Annotated in this window: 13 protein-coding genes and 1 tRNA gene; 5 read left to right on the top strand and 9 right to left on the bottom strand. The window is 64.7% G+C overall.

The window, feature by feature from the left end:
* Nucleotides 1-82: 82 nt before the first annotated feature.
* On the bottom strand, nucleotides 83-1,657 hold the full coding sequence (locus tag M729_RS0113050) for an NAD(P)/FAD-dependent oxidoreductase (protein ID WP_027161802.1): 1,575 nt from the start codon (nucleotides 1,655-1,657) through the stop codon (nucleotides 83-85).
* Nucleotides 1,658-1,776: 119 nt separating this feature from the next.
* Here M729_RS0113050 and M729_RS0113045 point away from each other — a divergent pair, with 119 nt between their 5' ends.
* From M729_RS0113045 to M729_RS0113025, 5 genes are all read left to right on the top strand, one after another.
* On the top strand, nucleotides 1,777-2,568 hold the full coding sequence (locus M729_RS0113045; RefSeq protein WP_024503404.1) for a cyclase family protein: 792 nt from the start codon (nucleotides 1,777-1,779) through the stop codon (nucleotides 2,566-2,568).
* A gap of 314 nt (nucleotides 2,569-2,882) precedes the next feature.
* Nucleotides 2,883-4,454 (top strand): NAD(P)/FAD-dependent oxidoreductase, encoded by a 1,572-nt coding sequence (locus M729_RS0113040; protein ID WP_027161801.1) that lies wholly within the window; start codon nucleotides 2,883-2,885, stop codon nucleotides 4,452-4,454.
* The gene (locus tag M729_RS0113035; protein WP_013527967.1) at nucleotides 4,454-4,936 is read left to right on the top strand and encodes a MarR family transcriptional regulator; all 483 of its coding nucleotides are present in this window, start codon (nucleotides 4,454-4,456) and stop codon (nucleotides 4,934-4,936) included. The genes M729_RS0113040 and M729_RS0113035 overlap by 1 nt, the downstream gene beginning before the upstream one ends.
* A gap of 45 nt (nucleotides 4,937-4,981) precedes the next feature.
* Nucleotides 4,982-7,135 (top strand): indolepyruvate ferredoxin oxidoreductase subunit alpha, encoded by a 2,154-nt coding sequence (locus M729_RS0113030; RefSeq protein ID WP_027161800.1) that lies wholly within the window; start codon nucleotides 4,982-4,984, stop codon nucleotides 7,133-7,135.
* The gene (locus M729_RS0113025; protein ID WP_027161799.1) at nucleotides 7,128-8,708 is read left to right on the top strand and encodes an indolepyruvate oxidoreductase subunit beta family protein; all 1,581 of its coding nucleotides are present in this window, start codon (nucleotides 7,128-7,130) and stop codon (nucleotides 8,706-8,708) included. The genes M729_RS0113030 and M729_RS0113025 overlap by 8 nt, the downstream gene beginning before the upstream one ends.
* A 5-nt stretch (nucleotides 8,709-8,713) precedes the next feature.
* On the opposite strand, the gene M729_RS0113020 is transcribed toward M729_RS0113025, so the two are convergent.
* The 8 genes from M729_RS0113020 to M729_RS0112985 all read right to left on the bottom strand — a co-directional run bounded on the left by M729_RS0113020 (nucleotide 8,714) and on the right by M729_RS0112985 (nucleotide 13,588).
* The gene (locus tag M729_RS0113020; protein WP_245267563.1) at nucleotides 8,714-10,450 is read right to left on the bottom strand and encodes a sulfatase-like hydrolase/transferase; all 1,737 of its coding nucleotides are present in this window, start codon (nucleotides 10,448-10,450) and stop codon (nucleotides 8,714-8,716) included.
* Nucleotides 10,451-10,624: 174 nt separating this feature from the next.
* A complete protein-coding gene (locus M729_RS0113015) occupies nucleotides 10,625-10,912 on the bottom strand; it encodes a hypothetical protein (RefSeq protein WP_013527963.1) in 288 nt (95 codons plus the stop codon).
* A gap of 111 nt (nucleotides 10,913-11,023) precedes the next feature.
* Nucleotides 11,024-11,485, bottom strand: a complete 462-nt coding sequence (locus M729_RS0113010; protein WP_027161797.1) for a periplasmic heavy metal sensor — start codon at nucleotides 11,483-11,485, stop codon at nucleotides 11,024-11,026.
* Nucleotides 11,482-11,934, bottom strand: a complete 453-nt coding sequence (locus M729_RS0113005) for a hypothetical protein (RefSeq protein ID WP_027161796.1) — start codon at nucleotides 11,932-11,934, stop codon at nucleotides 11,482-11,484. The genes M729_RS0113010 and M729_RS0113005 overlap by 4 nt, the downstream gene beginning before the upstream one ends.
* A gap of 86 nt (nucleotides 11,935-12,020) precedes the next feature.
* A complete protein-coding gene (locus tag M729_RS0113000) occupies nucleotides 12,021-12,563 on the bottom strand; it encodes an RNA polymerase sigma factor (RefSeq protein WP_027161795.1) in 543 nt (180 codons plus the stop codon).
* A 45-nt stretch (nucleotides 12,564-12,608) separates the two neighbouring features.
* Nucleotides 12,609-13,040 (bottom strand): acid-shock protein, encoded by a 432-nt coding sequence (locus tag M729_RS0112995; protein ID WP_027161794.1) that lies wholly within the window; start codon nucleotides 13,038-13,040, stop codon nucleotides 12,609-12,611.
* A 151-nt stretch (nucleotides 13,041-13,191) separates the two neighbouring features.
* Nucleotides 13,192-13,380, bottom strand: a complete 189-nt coding sequence (locus M729_RS0112990; protein ID WP_013527958.1) for a DUF2158 domain-containing protein — start codon at nucleotides 13,378-13,380, stop codon at nucleotides 13,192-13,194.
* Between the two features lie 132 nt (nucleotides 13,381-13,512).
* Nucleotides 13,513-13,588: transfer RNA gene (locus tag M729_RS0112985), tRNA-Thr, on the bottom strand.
* Between the last annotated feature and the right edge of the window lie 75 nt (nucleotides 13,589-13,663).

The raw sequence follows: 13,663 nt of genomic DNA, 5'->3' as shown, positions 1-13,663 counted from the left end.
GCGCGGCGTCTTCATGTCATCGGTTCAGGCTTCTTGGGCAGCAGCGCCTTGCCCCTCGTAGCCTCAAGGAAATCTCCGGCTCCTACCTCCCGCCAAGCTGTTGTGCGAGCATGAAGCCCGACGCCGCACCGGTGCCGGCGCCCGGCCATGTCGCGGCTCCAGTGAGGTGCAGATGCGCCACCGGCGTGTTCCAGCCGGCATAGTTGCGCGCCGGGCGGAATAAAAAGTTCTGCGCCAGATGATGGCTGCCGCAGACCTGGTCGCCACCGACGAGATTCGGGTTCTCACGCTCGAGGTCGATGGGCGAGAAGACGGCGCGGCCGAGGATCTTGTTGCGCAGGCCGGGCGCATAGGTCTCGATGATGTCGAGGACACGCTCTGCGTAGACCTCCTTCACCTTGTCCCAATGGTCCGGTGCGATCTTGCCGGCGGCATCGCCCAGGATTTCGGCCGGCAGCATGCGCACTTGCACCCACAGCACATGCTTTCCCTGAGGCGCCCGCGACGGGTCGATCGCCGTCGGCTGGCCGACCACCAGCACAGGCTCGTCCGGCAGCATGCCCGCCATGGCCTGCTGATAGGTGCGCGACATGGCGTCGAGCGACGGCGACAGATGCACATAGGCGAACTGCCGAAGCTCCGCTCCGGCACGCCAATCCGGCAAATCGTCCAGCGCCAGGTGGATCATCATCGTGCCTGGCGCATGGCGGAATTTCTGCATCGCCGTGTCGAAGCCGGCGTCGCCCGAACCATTGGGCAGCAATCTGCCCGTCAGCGCCTTGGGCGCGACGCCGGCAATGACTGCCCTGGTGGCGGTATGCGACGCGCCTGAAGCAAGCCGTACGCCGGTCGCCCTGCCGGCGGAAACCGTGATCTCGGCGACTTCGGCGCCGGTGACGATCTTGCCGCCGGCGGAGGTCACCATGCCAGAGAGGGCACGGATGATGGTATCGGCGCCGCCCTTGCCCAGCACCATGCCGAAACTCTGGTTGGCCATCGATTCCAGATAGGGGAACACGGCACCGCCGGCGATATCCGGGGCGAAGTCGAGATGCATGCCCCAAGTGGCGAGCGTTGCCCTGATATGCGGCGACTCGAAAGTTTCCTCCAGCCAGGCGCGGGGTGAGGACAGCAGCAGCCGGCCCGTATCGAGCGAACCGGCGATGCCCTTCTTGCGCCACAGGTTCCACGCCGTGCCGGCAAGCGCGCGGGCACTCATCGGCGAACCCAGCAGCCGGAACAGGTGTTCGGCCTCCGCCGGGAAGGCGGCAACCAGCCTGCGCCATGTGGCGGCGTCAGTGGCGGAGAAGGCGGCGATGCGCGCGGCGGTCTTTTCCAGATCGTTGCTGACGCCGAACCAGCGCCCGTCAGGGAATGCGCTGGCGAAACAGTCGGCGACCGGGGCGAACTCCAGCCCCTGCGCTTTCAATTCATTTGCATATTTCCGGTGGAAGGCCGAGCCGGCGAAGAGGCTGAGATTCATCGCGCCGAAATCGTGGCGGAAGCCGGGAAGGGTGAATTCGCGCGTCTGGACGGCGCCGCCGATTGTCGCGCCGCGCTCGAAAACCCCTGTTTTCCAGCCTTTGAGCGCCAAATGCGCGGCGCATGCCAGACTGTTGTGGCCCGCCCCGACAAAGATGGCGTCGAACTCGCTCACGCCCCGTCCCCATTTCCTTTATGCTTAAAGATAATTGCAGATGCATATGTTTTCGTCTAGTAGGATATTAAGGGCCGAGACGAGCCTTGATCATCACACGAAAGAGGGAACTTCAAACCATGGACACGCAAAAACTCCTCGGCGAAGTCGCCGGCCAGCTTCTTTCAGGCGCCATCAAGGTGGTCGACCTGTCGGCGCCGCTCGGCCCGGACACGCCGTTGATCAAGCTGCCGCCGGAACTCGCCGTCGACACGCCGAAGGTCGAGATCCACAACATCTCCCGTTACGACAAGAACGGTCCGTGGTGGGCCTGGAACTGGCTGAAGCTCGGCGAACATTCGGGCACGCATTTCGACGCGCCGCAGCACTGGATCAGCGGCAAGGATTATCCGGACGGCGCCACCGACACCATTCCGGCGCAGAATTTCGTCGGCCCGGTCAATGTCATCGACTGTTCGAAGGAAGCCGCCGCCGACCCCGATTTCCTGCTCACCGTCGACCACATCAAGGCCTGGGAAGCCGAGCACGGTGCGATCAATGCCGGCGAATGGGTGGTGATGCGCACCGACTGGTACAAGCGCAACGGCTCGGAAGCCGAGTTCCTCAACGCCAACGAGACCGGCCCGCACACGCCCGGCCCGACGGCCGAAGCCATCCAGTTCCTGATCAGCAAGGACATCAAGGGCTGGGGCTCGGAGACGATCGGCACCGATGCCGGCAAGGCCGGTGGCATGGAGCCGCCATTCCCGGCGCACACGCTGATGCACAAGGCCAACCGCTACGGTCTCGCCAGCCTCTGCAACCTCGACCAGCTGCCGCCGAAGGGCGCCATCCTGATCGCGGCGCCGCTCAAGATCGAGCACGGCACCGGCAGCCCGATCCGCGCGCTGGCGCTGGTGTCGAAGCAATAAAGCGAGGTGGGTCTTCGGGAGAAGATCATGCGAGAAGGCGAAACCGGGTTGATGGCAGGTAGAGGGTGGCAGGCTTGTAGCGCTAGCGCCCTACGGCGCCCCCCTCTGTCCTGCCGGACATCTCCCCCTCACGGGGAGAGATTGGCCTTCACAATGGTTTTCGCCAATCTGCGACGTTGCAGGATTGAGTGGGGCGCCGAAGCTGCCAATCTCCCCCCAAGAGGGGGAGATGGCCGGCAGGCCAGAGGGGGGCGCCGCAGAGCGCAATTCCACGCGATTGAACTCCACTGCCCGCAAGCAAAGAGCAACCGCCAATGACCGCCCCCGATCACATCATCGTCGGCAGCGGCATCAACGCGCTGGTCTGCGCGGCGATGCTCGGCGGCAAAGGGGCGCGTGTGCTCGTCCTGGAGCGCAACGACCGCATTGGCGGTTGCTTGCGCACCGAGGAGATCACCGCCCCCGGCTTCATCCATGATGTGATGGCGACGACCTTCGTGCTGTTCATCACCTCGCCGGCCTTTGCGGCACTGGGCGCCGATCTCGCGCGCCACGGGCTGGAGTTCTGCCACACGGGCACGCCGACGGGCGTGCTGCGGCCGGATGGCAGCCATGCCGTGCTCAGCACCGACCGTGCCGCCAACATCGCCGCCCTCAACGCAATCGCGGCAGGCGACGGTGACCGGCACGCGGATGATGTCGGCGGCATCGAACGCAATGCCGGCCTGCTGTTCGGCTTGCTCGGCGGCAGCCTGTGGTCCTACCCGACAGCGAAGCTGCTTGCCGGTGATGGCTGGCGGCGTGGCCCGCGCGGCCTTGCCGCCTTCCTCGGCGAAGCTCTGGTGCCGGCGCGCGGCTGGCTCGAAAACACCTACCGGTCCGAAACCATCCGCGCGCTGTGGGCACCCTGGGTACTGCATGCCGGGCTTGGACCCGAGGACGCCTTCTCCGGCCAGATCGCCAAGGTGATCGCCTTCGCACTTGAGGCGGCCGGAGCACCGATCGTCAAGGGTGGGGCAAAAAACCTGCTGGCCGCCTTCGAGGCTTTGATTCGGGAACGCGGCGGCGATATCCGCACCGGCGCCGATGTCGCTTCGATCGTTCAAAACAATGGCCGGGCAACCGGCGTGCGGCTGGCCTGGGGCGAGACAATCAATGCCGACAAGAGCGTCATCTGCTCGGTTACGCCAACGCAGCTCTATGGCAGGCTGCTTGGCACGGATGCACCCAAAGCCGATGTCGAGGCGACGCAAAAGTACCGCTACGGCAAAGGCAATTTCCAGATCCACTACGCCTTGGACAAACCGCCCGCATGGCCGGGCGAAGGCTTGGATAAGGTGGCGTTGCTGCACCTCACGCCCGGCCTGGATGGCGTCTCGAAAGCTTGCAACGAGGCGGCGCGCGGCATGTTGCCGGAGGTGCCGACCATCTGTGTCGGCCAGCCGCATGCGCTTGACCCATCGCGCTGCCCTGAAGGCAAGGCGATCCTGTGGCTGCAACTGCCCGAGGCGCCTCGCCACATCAAGGGCGACGCGGCCGGCAAGCTGCAGGCGCCGGCAGACGGGCAATGGACCGATGTGCTGCGCGAAGCCTATGCCGACCGCATTGAGGCGATCCTCGCCAGCCATATCGAAGGCTTCAAGGACAGCGTCATCGCGCGCCGCGCCTATTCGCCGGCCGATCTGGAGGCGATGAACATCAACCTGGTCGGCGGTGACCCCTATGGCGGTTCCTCGACCATCGACCAGTCTTTCCTGTGGCGGCCGTTCAAGACCAGCCGCAATCATCAGACCGGCATCAAGGGTCTCTACCATATCGGCGCCTCGACCCACCCGGGTGCGGGTCTCGGCGGCGGTTCCGGATTTCTCCTGGCGGAGAGGCTGTGATGGAAGAGAAGGTCGCGGAAAAGCGCCAGCGCATTTCGACCCTGGGGCAGATCGGGCTGCAGCAATTCGCGCCCTATCTGATGAACCGCATCATGGGCCGCTACAACGCCACCTTGCGCGACGATTTCCGCAAGCAGGGCCTGACCATCCCGCAGGTCCGCACGCTCGCCGTGCTGTCGGTCACCGACGGCATCACCGTCAACGACCTCTCGGTCTATACGGTCATCGAGCAATCGACCTTGAGCCGGACCCTCGATACGCTGGAGGGCCAGGGTCTGGTGCGACGCGAGCAGGGTGTCACCGACAGCCGAATCCGCCATGTGTTCCTGACCGACGAGGGCCGCGCCGAGTTCACCCGCGCCTGGCCGGCCATGCACGACGCGTTCGAAGCGATGTTCGACGACATCGACGATGCCGAATATTCCGCGCTCATCGCCACGCTTTTGAAGATGCTGAAGAACATTCGCAAGCACGACATCTAGACCTACGCGCCGCCAGCGCTGGCGGTAACGGAAGGGAGAAAAAGAATGGCCGAACGGTCTTTTGCCAGGGAAGTCGAAAAACTCAGGCTCGGTGCCGGCGAGGAGTTTGCCGGCGAAGGCATTCTCGCCATCACCAAGGCGCTGCTGCAATGCGGCGTCGGCTATGTCGGCGGCTATCAGGGCGCGCCGATCAGTCACCTGATGGACGTGCTGGCCGACGCGCAGGACATTCTGGGCGAGCTCGGCGTGCATTTCGAAGCCAGCGCCTCGGAAGCCACTGCCACCGCCATGCTGGCGGCGTCAGTGCATTATCCCATTCGCGGTGCGGCGACCTTCAAGTCGACGGTCGGCACCAACGTCGCCTCCGACGCACTCGCCAATCTCGCCTCCGGCGGCGTCACCGGCGGCGCGCTGATCATCGTCGGCGAAGACTATGGCGAGGGCTCCTCGATCATGCAGGAGCGCAGCCATGCCTTCGCCATGAAAAGCCAGGTGTGGCTGCTCGACCCGCGACCCAACCTGCCGTCGATCGTCAAGGCGGTGGAGGATGGTTTCGAGCTGTCGGAGATTTCCAACACGCCGGTCATGCTGCAGGTGCGCATCCGCTGCTGCCACGTGCATGGACATTTCATCGCCAAGGACAACAAGCGGCCGCCGATGACGGTCGCCGATGCCCTCGACGCGCCGCGCCGCGACACCGGCCGCATCGTGCTGCCGCCCGCCTCCTTCCTGCATGAGAAGGAGAAGGTGCAGAAACGCTGGCCGGCGGCGGTCGACTTCATCGCCAAGAACAAGATCAACGAGTTCTTCGGCTCGGACCATGGCTCGGTCGGCATCGTCATGCAGGGCGGCATGTACAATTCGGTCATCCGCGCGCTGCAGCGGCTCGGCCTTGCCGACATTTATGGCGACACCGACGTGCCGCTCTATGTGCTCAATGCCGTCTATCCCTTGATCAATGACGAGTTCCTGTCGTTCTGCGAGGGCAAGCAGTCGGTGCTGGTCGTCGAGGAAGGCCAGCCCAACTACATCGAACAGGCCTTTGCTTCGATGCTGCACAAGGCCGGTCGAGGCACCAGGCTGGTCGGCAAGGAGCATCTGCCGATGGCCGGCGAATATACCGGCCAGGTCATGCTCGACGGCATCGGCGCCTTCCTGCGCGCCGAGGCGCCGCATCTGCTGCCGGGCGAGGTGCGCGCGCCCAACAAGGTCGGCGACGGCGTTGATGCAGCCGACCTCATCAATGTCGTGCCGGGCCGTCCGCCGGGCTTCTGCATCGGCTGCCCGGAACGGCCGATCTTTGCCGCGACAAAACTGGTCGAGCAGGAGCTAGGCAAGCATCACATCGCCTCCGACATCGGCTGCCATCTGTTCTCGATCATGCCGCCTTTCGAGCTCGGCGCCACCACCATGGGCTACGGGCTGGGCCCGGCCTCCGCCTCGGCCTTCAATTCGCCTGATGCCAAGCGGCGGTCCATCTCCTTCGTCGGCGACGGCGGCTTCTGGCACAACGGCCTGACCTCCTCAATTGGCAACGCGGTGTTCAACAAGAACGACGGCGTCATCGTCATCGTCGATAATTTTTACTCGGCCGCCACCGGCGGCCAGGACATCCTCTCATCCCGCGCCGGCAACAAGACCAAGTCGACGAAGCATCCGATCACCGAGGCGGTCAAAGGCATGGGCGTCAAATGGCTGCGCCATGTCGACCGCACCTATGACGTGACCAAGATGCAGGACACGCTGCGCGAGGCGCTGACGACGGAGGAGAAGGGGCCGAAAGTCATCGTCGCCTCGTCCGAATGCATGCTCAACCGCCAGCGCCGCGAAAAGCCGCTGGTCGACAAGGCGATCAAGGGCGGGACCCGTGTCGTGAAACCGAAGTTCGGCGTCGATGAGGACATCTGCACCGGCGACCATGCCTGCATGCGGCTGTCCGGCTGCCCATCGCTGTCGGTCAAATCGCTCGACGATCCTTTGCGCGACGATCCGGTCGCGCATATCGACCAGAGTTGCGTCGGCTGCGGCAATTGCGGCGAGGTCGCCGATGCGGCGGTGCTCTGCCCGTCCTTCTATCGCGCCGACGTCGTCCACAATCCGAGCCGCTGGGATCGCTTCCTGGAAGTCGCGCGCCGCGCCACCATCAGCCTGTTGCAGCGTCGCCGCGAAAGCCGGCGCCTGACTTTCGCCGATGCTTGACGCCGTCCCCCCACTTCGCGCCCACGCCGGCGCTCAAGATGGTGAGGATGTCATCAAGCTCGCCGTGCTGGCGGTCGGCGGCCAGGGCGGCGGCGTGCTCGCCGACTGGATTACCGATGTCGCCGAGCGCAACGGCTATGTCGCGCAGTCGACCTCGGTCGCCGGCGTCGCCCAGCGTACCGGCGCCACCATCTACTATGTCGAGATGGCCCGCGACACCGGCCGGCTGCCGGTCTTTGCGCTGTCGCCCTCGCAGGGCGACGTCGACATACTGATCGCGGCGGAGTTGATGGAAGCCGGCCGCGCCATCATTCGCGGCTTCGTCACGCCCGAGCGCACCACGCTGATCGCCTCGTCGCACCGCATCGCCGCCGTGTCGGAAAAGATCGAACCGGGCGACGGCCGGGCTTCGTCCTCCAAGGTGCATGCAACGGCGGAAGCCGCATCGAAGCGCTTCATCGCTTTCGACATGGAAAAGATCGCCGCCGACAATGGCTCGATGATCTCGGCCAGCCTGCTTGGCGCGCTGGCGGGGTCCGACGCCCTGCCGTTCACGCGCGAGAGCTACGAACAGGCGATCGGTGCCGGCGGCCGGGGCGTCAAGGCCAGCCTCGCCGCCTTCGGTGCCGCGTTTGACCGTGCGCGCGGCACGGCAGCGCCGGCGCCAAAGCCGGCCGAGCCCGCGATTGTCGAATCTGCCCTTGGCGCCGGACAGGTGAGTGGCCCGCGAAACCTGCTGCAAGGCTGGCAGGCCTTGGCTGCCCGCATCGATCTGTTGCCGGTGGCCGTGCGCGATATGGCGCTTCGAGGCTTGAGAAAGGTCGTCGACTATCAGGACATCGCCTATGGGCGCGACTATCTCGACCGGTTGGACAAGGCCGTCGCGCTGGACGGGCCGATTCAGGGCTACGGCTTGTCCATCGCTGCCGCCAAGCATCTGGCCAACGCGCTGTGCTACGACGACATGATCCGCGTCGCCGATCTCAAGACACGTTCGACGCGCGACAAACGCGTGCGCCGCGAGGTCGGCGTCAAGGATGGCTCGATCCTGCAGGTGACCGAATATTTCCATCCGCGCATCGAGGAGTTCTGCGGCACGCTGCCGGCGGGTCTGGGCAGCTACATCGAAAACCGGCCGAAGCTCGCCGCCTTTCTCGATCGTCGCATCAATCATGGCCGCCGCATCCGCACCGACAGTTTTGCCGGCTTTGCCGCTCTGTGGTTCATCGGCGGCCTGCGTCGCTGGCGCCGCAGCCTGCTGCGCCACAAGGTCGAGGTCGCTCATCTCGATGGCTGGTACGCGCTGGCGCTCGACCATGTGCCCCAGGATTACGCACTGGCCGTCGAGATCCTCAATTGCCGCCGGCTGATCAAGGGCTACAGCGACACCCATGTCCGGGCGCAGTCGAAATTCGACCGGGTGCTGTCCGCGCTCGACATGGTCAAGGGCCGCACCGACGCCGCCGACTGGATCCGCCGCCTGCGCGAGATGGCGCTGAAGGACGAGAAGGGCGACATGCTCGACGGTGCGCTGAAGACCGTGGCGACGCTGGGGCCAGATAAAATCGGCTGAGATAACTAGCGAGCATCTACCGATTGGAGCGGCGCCAGCCCATGCAGCGGCGCCGCTTCCGGGAACAGATGCAGCAGCCCTGAATCGACGCGCCGGCGCAGATGTGCGTCCACTTCGGCCCGATCCTGACAACCATGGAACCGGCCGCCGCAACGGTCGCGCAGGCGCACGAGATCGGCCATGACAGGCGACATCGGCAGGCCGGCGGCGTCGAGCAGGCTTGCGCTGAGGAAGCCGATGTCGAGCGGCGCCAGGTCAGGCATCGGATGGCGCAAAGGATGGTTGAAGGTGGTGAGCGTGTAGAAAGTGCGATAGGCAAGCGAGCCAGGGGTCGCCAAGGCGTCGTCCCCGGCGATCGCCTCGACGAACGGCTTGGTCGCCGACGACTGGTGATCGCCGAATTCGAGCACCACGGCGCCGCGTTCACCGGCATCCGCTTGCCTCTTGTCGAGGAAATCCTGGAAATCGCCGCGCGCTACCGCCATCCGGCGCAGATACTCATTGGCCTGGAAATCGCCCGAGAAAGGCTCGCCCTCGACCTTCAGCCCGGGCTCCATCCGCCCCTCATAGGGTGAGTGCGGAAACATGGTCTGGATTTCGAGGAACAGCGGCCGGCCGTCTTCCCTATGGTGCCTGGCGATGAATGCCTCGGCCGCCTGGTAATAAAAGTTGTCGCGCAGGTGATAGAAGGGCGCGGCGATGTCCTTGATGTCGAGCACGGTCTCGAAACCGATCGATTTCAGGAACGGCCCTTCATTGACGAACGAAAAGTCCATCGGCGTCATCACGACAGTCCGATATCCGCAGCGCGCCAGCACCTCCGGCAAGGCTCCGGCGACCTTGTCCTGGAGGGTGATGGTCAGATAGGGGCTTCGCCAGCCGAAATCGGTGGCCGACAGGCCGGTCATCAGCGACAGATTGGTGATCCAGGTGCCGCCGCCAAACGTCTCGACCTGCATCTGGTGCGGCGTGCCGGCCCCCGGTGCGAATCTCTGCAGGAATCCCGCGCCGTTGCCGACCTGCGGAAAATAGCCGGGATCGGACTGGCTTTCGCTGAGCACGAAAAAGACGTCGGGAAGATCAGCCCGGTCGCCGCAATCGACCGTGTCGGCAAAAGGCGGCTGCGGCGCCACGGCTTGCAGCCGCTTTTCGAAGCCCGATTCTACAACGAGGTTGTGCAAATCCAGCAGCGAGACGAAGAAGGCCGACATGTGCCGGCCCTGCATGTAGTAGAAATAGCGGTCCTTCGAGGCCTCGGCCGGAAAGGTCAGCGGCACCAGAACGACGAGCGCCGCCATGACCAGGACGCGTGCCGACACCGGCCAGCCAATTTTCCGATCGATCCGGAACAGAAGCACCGCCGCCCCGATGCCGAGCCCTAGGGCAATGACGACCGGCGCGATCAGATGGAGGTAGGAGCCGAGCAGGAAACGATACACTTCCGGGTCCCTCGACACGAAGACCGTGTCGTAGAAGTGCAGCGAAAATCCTTTCAGCCGGAACTTGATCGCCGAAACCACGGTGACGAAGGCAATGCCCATCCAGGCGAGGTAGACGGAAAAGGCAAGGCGCCCCGAAGCCAGGAACAGAAGTCCGGCAAGGGCAGCCACCAGCGCCAGCGAGAACGGCACCGACAGCCATTCGTGCTCGGCCCGTCCGGCGGCGAAGACGCCTGCAAGGCTGACCACGGCCAGCGTCAGCGGATGGCAGAGCACCCGTCCAAGACCTTGAAGCTGAACCACAGATTTTCCCACGAAGATGCCTGAGCATAGTTTCGGGAAATTCTTCGATTATTTGCGGGCTAAGAACAAATGTATAGTGGATTTAACCTTAACTCGGCTGGTCGGGATTGTCCGGTGCGCGCCAGCGCTCGCGCGGGGCCGCCCCAAAAGGTGCCTGGCCCCGCGGTGCTTTGATCAGTAATGGTGCCAGTGGCGCCAGTGATGATGCGGATGCCAGACGTAGGCCGGACCGTGCCAGTAGTGGTAGCGCGGGCGCACGACGACGACGCCGTTCGGCACGCAGCGGCCCCATCTGTTAGGGTGCCAGCCGATGCCGCAGCCCCAGCGGACATGCTCGACCAGTGCCGGGGTGGCTGGCTTGGCAACGGACACGATGGGCATTGCGCTGGACGCGGAGGCTGTCGCGACAGTTCCACCGATGGCCAGGATAGCGGTTGCTGCATAGTTTTTCAGGCGACTCATAATTGGACTCCGAGTGCTTTCGACGATGAAGATGGCCGTCCTGTATGGTGCACAGGGCAGGCTTGTCCCTTCGCATCGTTAAACGGCGTCTCCGGCCTTTTCCGTCGGTCGTCATGGCGATTTTTTTGGCGCAACGGTGGCGCGGCGTTCCATATGGCGCAGCAACGCCTGTGCCAGCACGCTCCGGTTTTCAGGCGATGTGCTCGCCGCGAAGTCGACAATGGCCTGTTCAAGCCGGCTGCGCACCGTCACATCGGCATTGCGTGCCCGTTCCAGGGCGGCGGACAAGGCGGCCTTGTCCATGACAGGCTGCTGCAACAGGTCCGCTGCCTCCTGCCTCGCCTGCTGGCCATCGAGAATGATCTGACGGGACTGCACGCGAACCTGGCGCAGCGCCAGGCGGAACGCCTTGCGGTCTTGGTCGGGAAGCTGTCGGCCGGCCGATTCCAGCGAGACACCCGCGCCCGCTTTGGCATTTCTCAGCCAGACCGCGCCGCCGACGAATGCGCCGGCAAGAAAGACGTTCAGCACCACGGAAGCAATGACCAGACCACGGATCCAGCGCGGGCTCATAGGTTTTCCTCACCGTTCTCGGCATCCGGGCCGGCATCGCCAAACGCCGTTACATCGGTATCGAGCACATAATGGTCCGGCTGGACCTCCGGCGTGACGATGGTCACCAGGGCCAGTCCTGCCACGGCACCGGCCAGACCAATGCCGGCAAGTCCAAGTCCCAGCCACCAGAACCACTGACGCCGGCGCTGGACGAGGTGCCGGCCGGCAGCCTGCAGAATGCTGCTGTGCAGTGCCTTGTCCGGGGCGTCGACGCGGTAGCTGTCGAGCAGCGCGTCAAGTGTCCCGGCCTGCCTCAAGATGGCCTTGCCCGCGCCGCTTGCGGCAAAGACCGTGCCGGCCATCCGCTCGGCCTCGGGCCATCGCCGCAAGTCGCCGCCATAGGCCTGCGCCAAGGCGGCAAAGCGCCTGGCATCCATTGCGGGTTCGTTCCTGGATCCTTCAGCCATGTGTCTCCCCCTTGCCCGTCGGCGCCGAGCGCCAGGCGGCATCAGCAAGGCGCAATGGCCGTGCTGCGTTGGAGCTTGCCCGGTGCTTACTCATCGGCGCCATCCCCCGCCAGGATCGCTTGCAGCGACCGCCGGCCGCGCGCGAGCAGGCTTTCCAGGGCATCGACGCTGACCTGCAATGTCGCTGCCGCCTCGATGTTGGACATCTCCTGGTAGTAGACCAGGACGATCGCTTCGCGCTGGCGCGGCGCTATGGCTTGCAGCGCCCGTTCGACCCGAAGCGCGTCCTCCTGGCGAGGGGCGTCCGGAAGTGCCGCGGGGTCGACCATTTCCGGCAGGTCGCCGGTCACCCACTCGCGCCTGCGACGCAGCCGGTCGTAGCAAAGGTTGAGCGTCACCCGGTGAATCCAGCTGTCGAAGCGCGCATTGCCGCGCCGCCAGCTCGCGGCATGGCGCCAGATCCGCACGAAGGTTTCCTGCGCGACATCCTCGGCCTCCGCCGCATCGCCGAGCATGCGCACGGCAAGCGCCAGGATACGCGGCAGCTTGCGCGCGACGAGCGTTTGCACGGCTGCCGGCTCGCCGGCGCCGACACGGCGAACCAGCTCCTCGTCCGGATCCGCAGCCATCAGTCGGCGCACTCCCGATCTTCATCGCGCGTCATTGCCTCTTGGTCATTGCTCTTGCTTGGGAGCGGTTTTGTGGCCCGGCAATTCGTCGGCTGTCAGAATGCCATCGGCATTCTTGTCCAGCCGGGCGAAGCGCTTGGCGAAGAAGGCATCGAGTTCGGCGCGATCGATGAAGCCGTCATGGTTGGAATCGATCCGCGCGAAGGATCTGGAGGCGTCGCCCTTGACGTTGCGCTTCGCCTGAAAGGCCTCCCATTCCAGCAGGCTGATCTTGCCGTCGCCATCCGTGTCGGCCGCCATGATCGCCCTTTCGCGCCGCTTCTGGAATTTGGCCAGCGTGATGTCGGACCTGCTCCCCGACGCGCCTGGCGCGGCAAGTGGCGCGCCGGTCTGCGGTGCAGGCGGGGTCGTTGCCTGGGCAAGAGCCGCAACCGTCTGCAAACTCAAGGCAACGACTAATATCGAACGGCTGATCATGTTGTGCGTCTCCAGCTTGGCGCGACGCAGACGGCTTGTGCCGCCATCGCGCTTCAACCGTTAAACGCCGCGACCCGGAAAATCCGTCGATCGCGCGTGCTGATCCGTTCGTGCTCGGGTGCGCATCCCGTCGATCGGGATGGAAGGAGCTCTAGTCCGACTGGTCGGCCGCAATCAGTTGTTCGGGCTTGAACCCGGCATGCTGCGGGGTCCACACCTCGCCCTCGCGATTGAACCAGTGGCACAGATACATGCCCGAGGCTGCGCCATCGCTGACCGTCATCCTGGGGCCTCCGGATTTCAGCTTGACCACGTCTCCGGTCTTGAAATTGTTGGGCATTTTTTGACCTCCCATGCTGAGGCCATGAGTTTCACACCAAACCGGGGTCTCGACAATGGCAGATCTGCCAGGCCGGCGCCGCAATCCTTTGCACCAGATGCGAAGGGGTAGACGACGAAAAGGAGGGAGAAATGGTGCCGCTTGCGTGACTCGAACACGCGACCCCCGCATTACGAATGCGGTGCTCTACCAACTGAGCTAAAGCGGCCCGGGAAGCCAAGGCCTCCAAGATGCGGCGGTGATAGACGCAACCGGGCGCGAATTCAAGATGCGACTTGGCAAT

The sequence above is a fragment of the Mesorhizobium sp. WSM1293 genome (assembly GCF_000513875.1).
GTDB lineage: Bacteria > Pseudomonadota > Alphaproteobacteria > Rhizobiales > Rhizobiaceae > Mesorhizobium > Mesorhizobium ciceri.
The sequence above is the reverse complement of the archived record's forward strand: the minus strand, read 5'-3'. Positions and strand labels throughout refer to the sequence as shown.

Bases quoted from the DNA above. Each gene is read 5' to 3' on its own strand.
- M729_RS0113040 (WP_027161801.1), top strand. From the start codon at position 2,883: ATGACCGCCCCCGATCACATCATCGTCGGCAGCGGCATCAACGCGCTG.
- M729_RS0113010 (WP_027161797.1), bottom strand. From the start codon at position 11,485: ATGAGCCCGCGCTGGATCCGTGGTCTGGTCATTGCTTCCGTGGTGCTG.
- M729_RS0113035 (WP_013527967.1), top strand. From the start codon at position 4,454: ATGGAAGAGAAGGTCGCGGAAAAGCGCCAGCGCATTTCGACCCTGGGG.
- M729_RS0113005 (WP_027161796.1), bottom strand. From the start codon at position 11,934: ATGGCTGAAGGATCCAGGAACGAACCCGCAATGGATGCCAGGCGCTTT.
- M729_RS0113025 (WP_027161799.1), top strand. From the start codon at position 7,128: ATGCTTGACGCCGTCCCCCCACTTCGCGCCCACGCCGGCGCTCAAGAT.
- M729_RS0113030 (WP_027161800.1), top strand. From the start codon at position 4,982: ATGGCCGAACGGTCTTTTGCCAGGGAAGTCGAAAAACTCAGGCTCGGT.
- M729_RS0113045 (WP_024503404.1), top strand. From the start codon at position 1,777: ATGGACACGCAAAAACTCCTCGGCGAAGTCGCCGGCCAGCTTCTTTCA.
- M729_RS0112995 (WP_027161794.1), bottom strand. From the start codon at position 13,040: ATGATCAGCCGTTCGATATTAGTCGTTGCCTTGAGTTTGCAGACGGTT.
- M729_RS0112990 (WP_013527958.1), bottom strand. From the start codon at position 13,380: ATGCCCAACAATTTCAAGACCGGAGACGTGGTCAAGCTGAAATCCGGA.
- M729_RS0113015 (WP_013527963.1), bottom strand. From the start codon at position 10,912: ATGAGTCGCCTGAAAAACTATGCAGCAACCGCTATCCTGGCCATCGGT.
- M729_RS0113000 (WP_027161795.1), bottom strand. From the start codon at position 12,563: ATGGCTGCGGATCCGGACGAGGAGCTGGTTCGCCGTGTCGGCGCCGGC.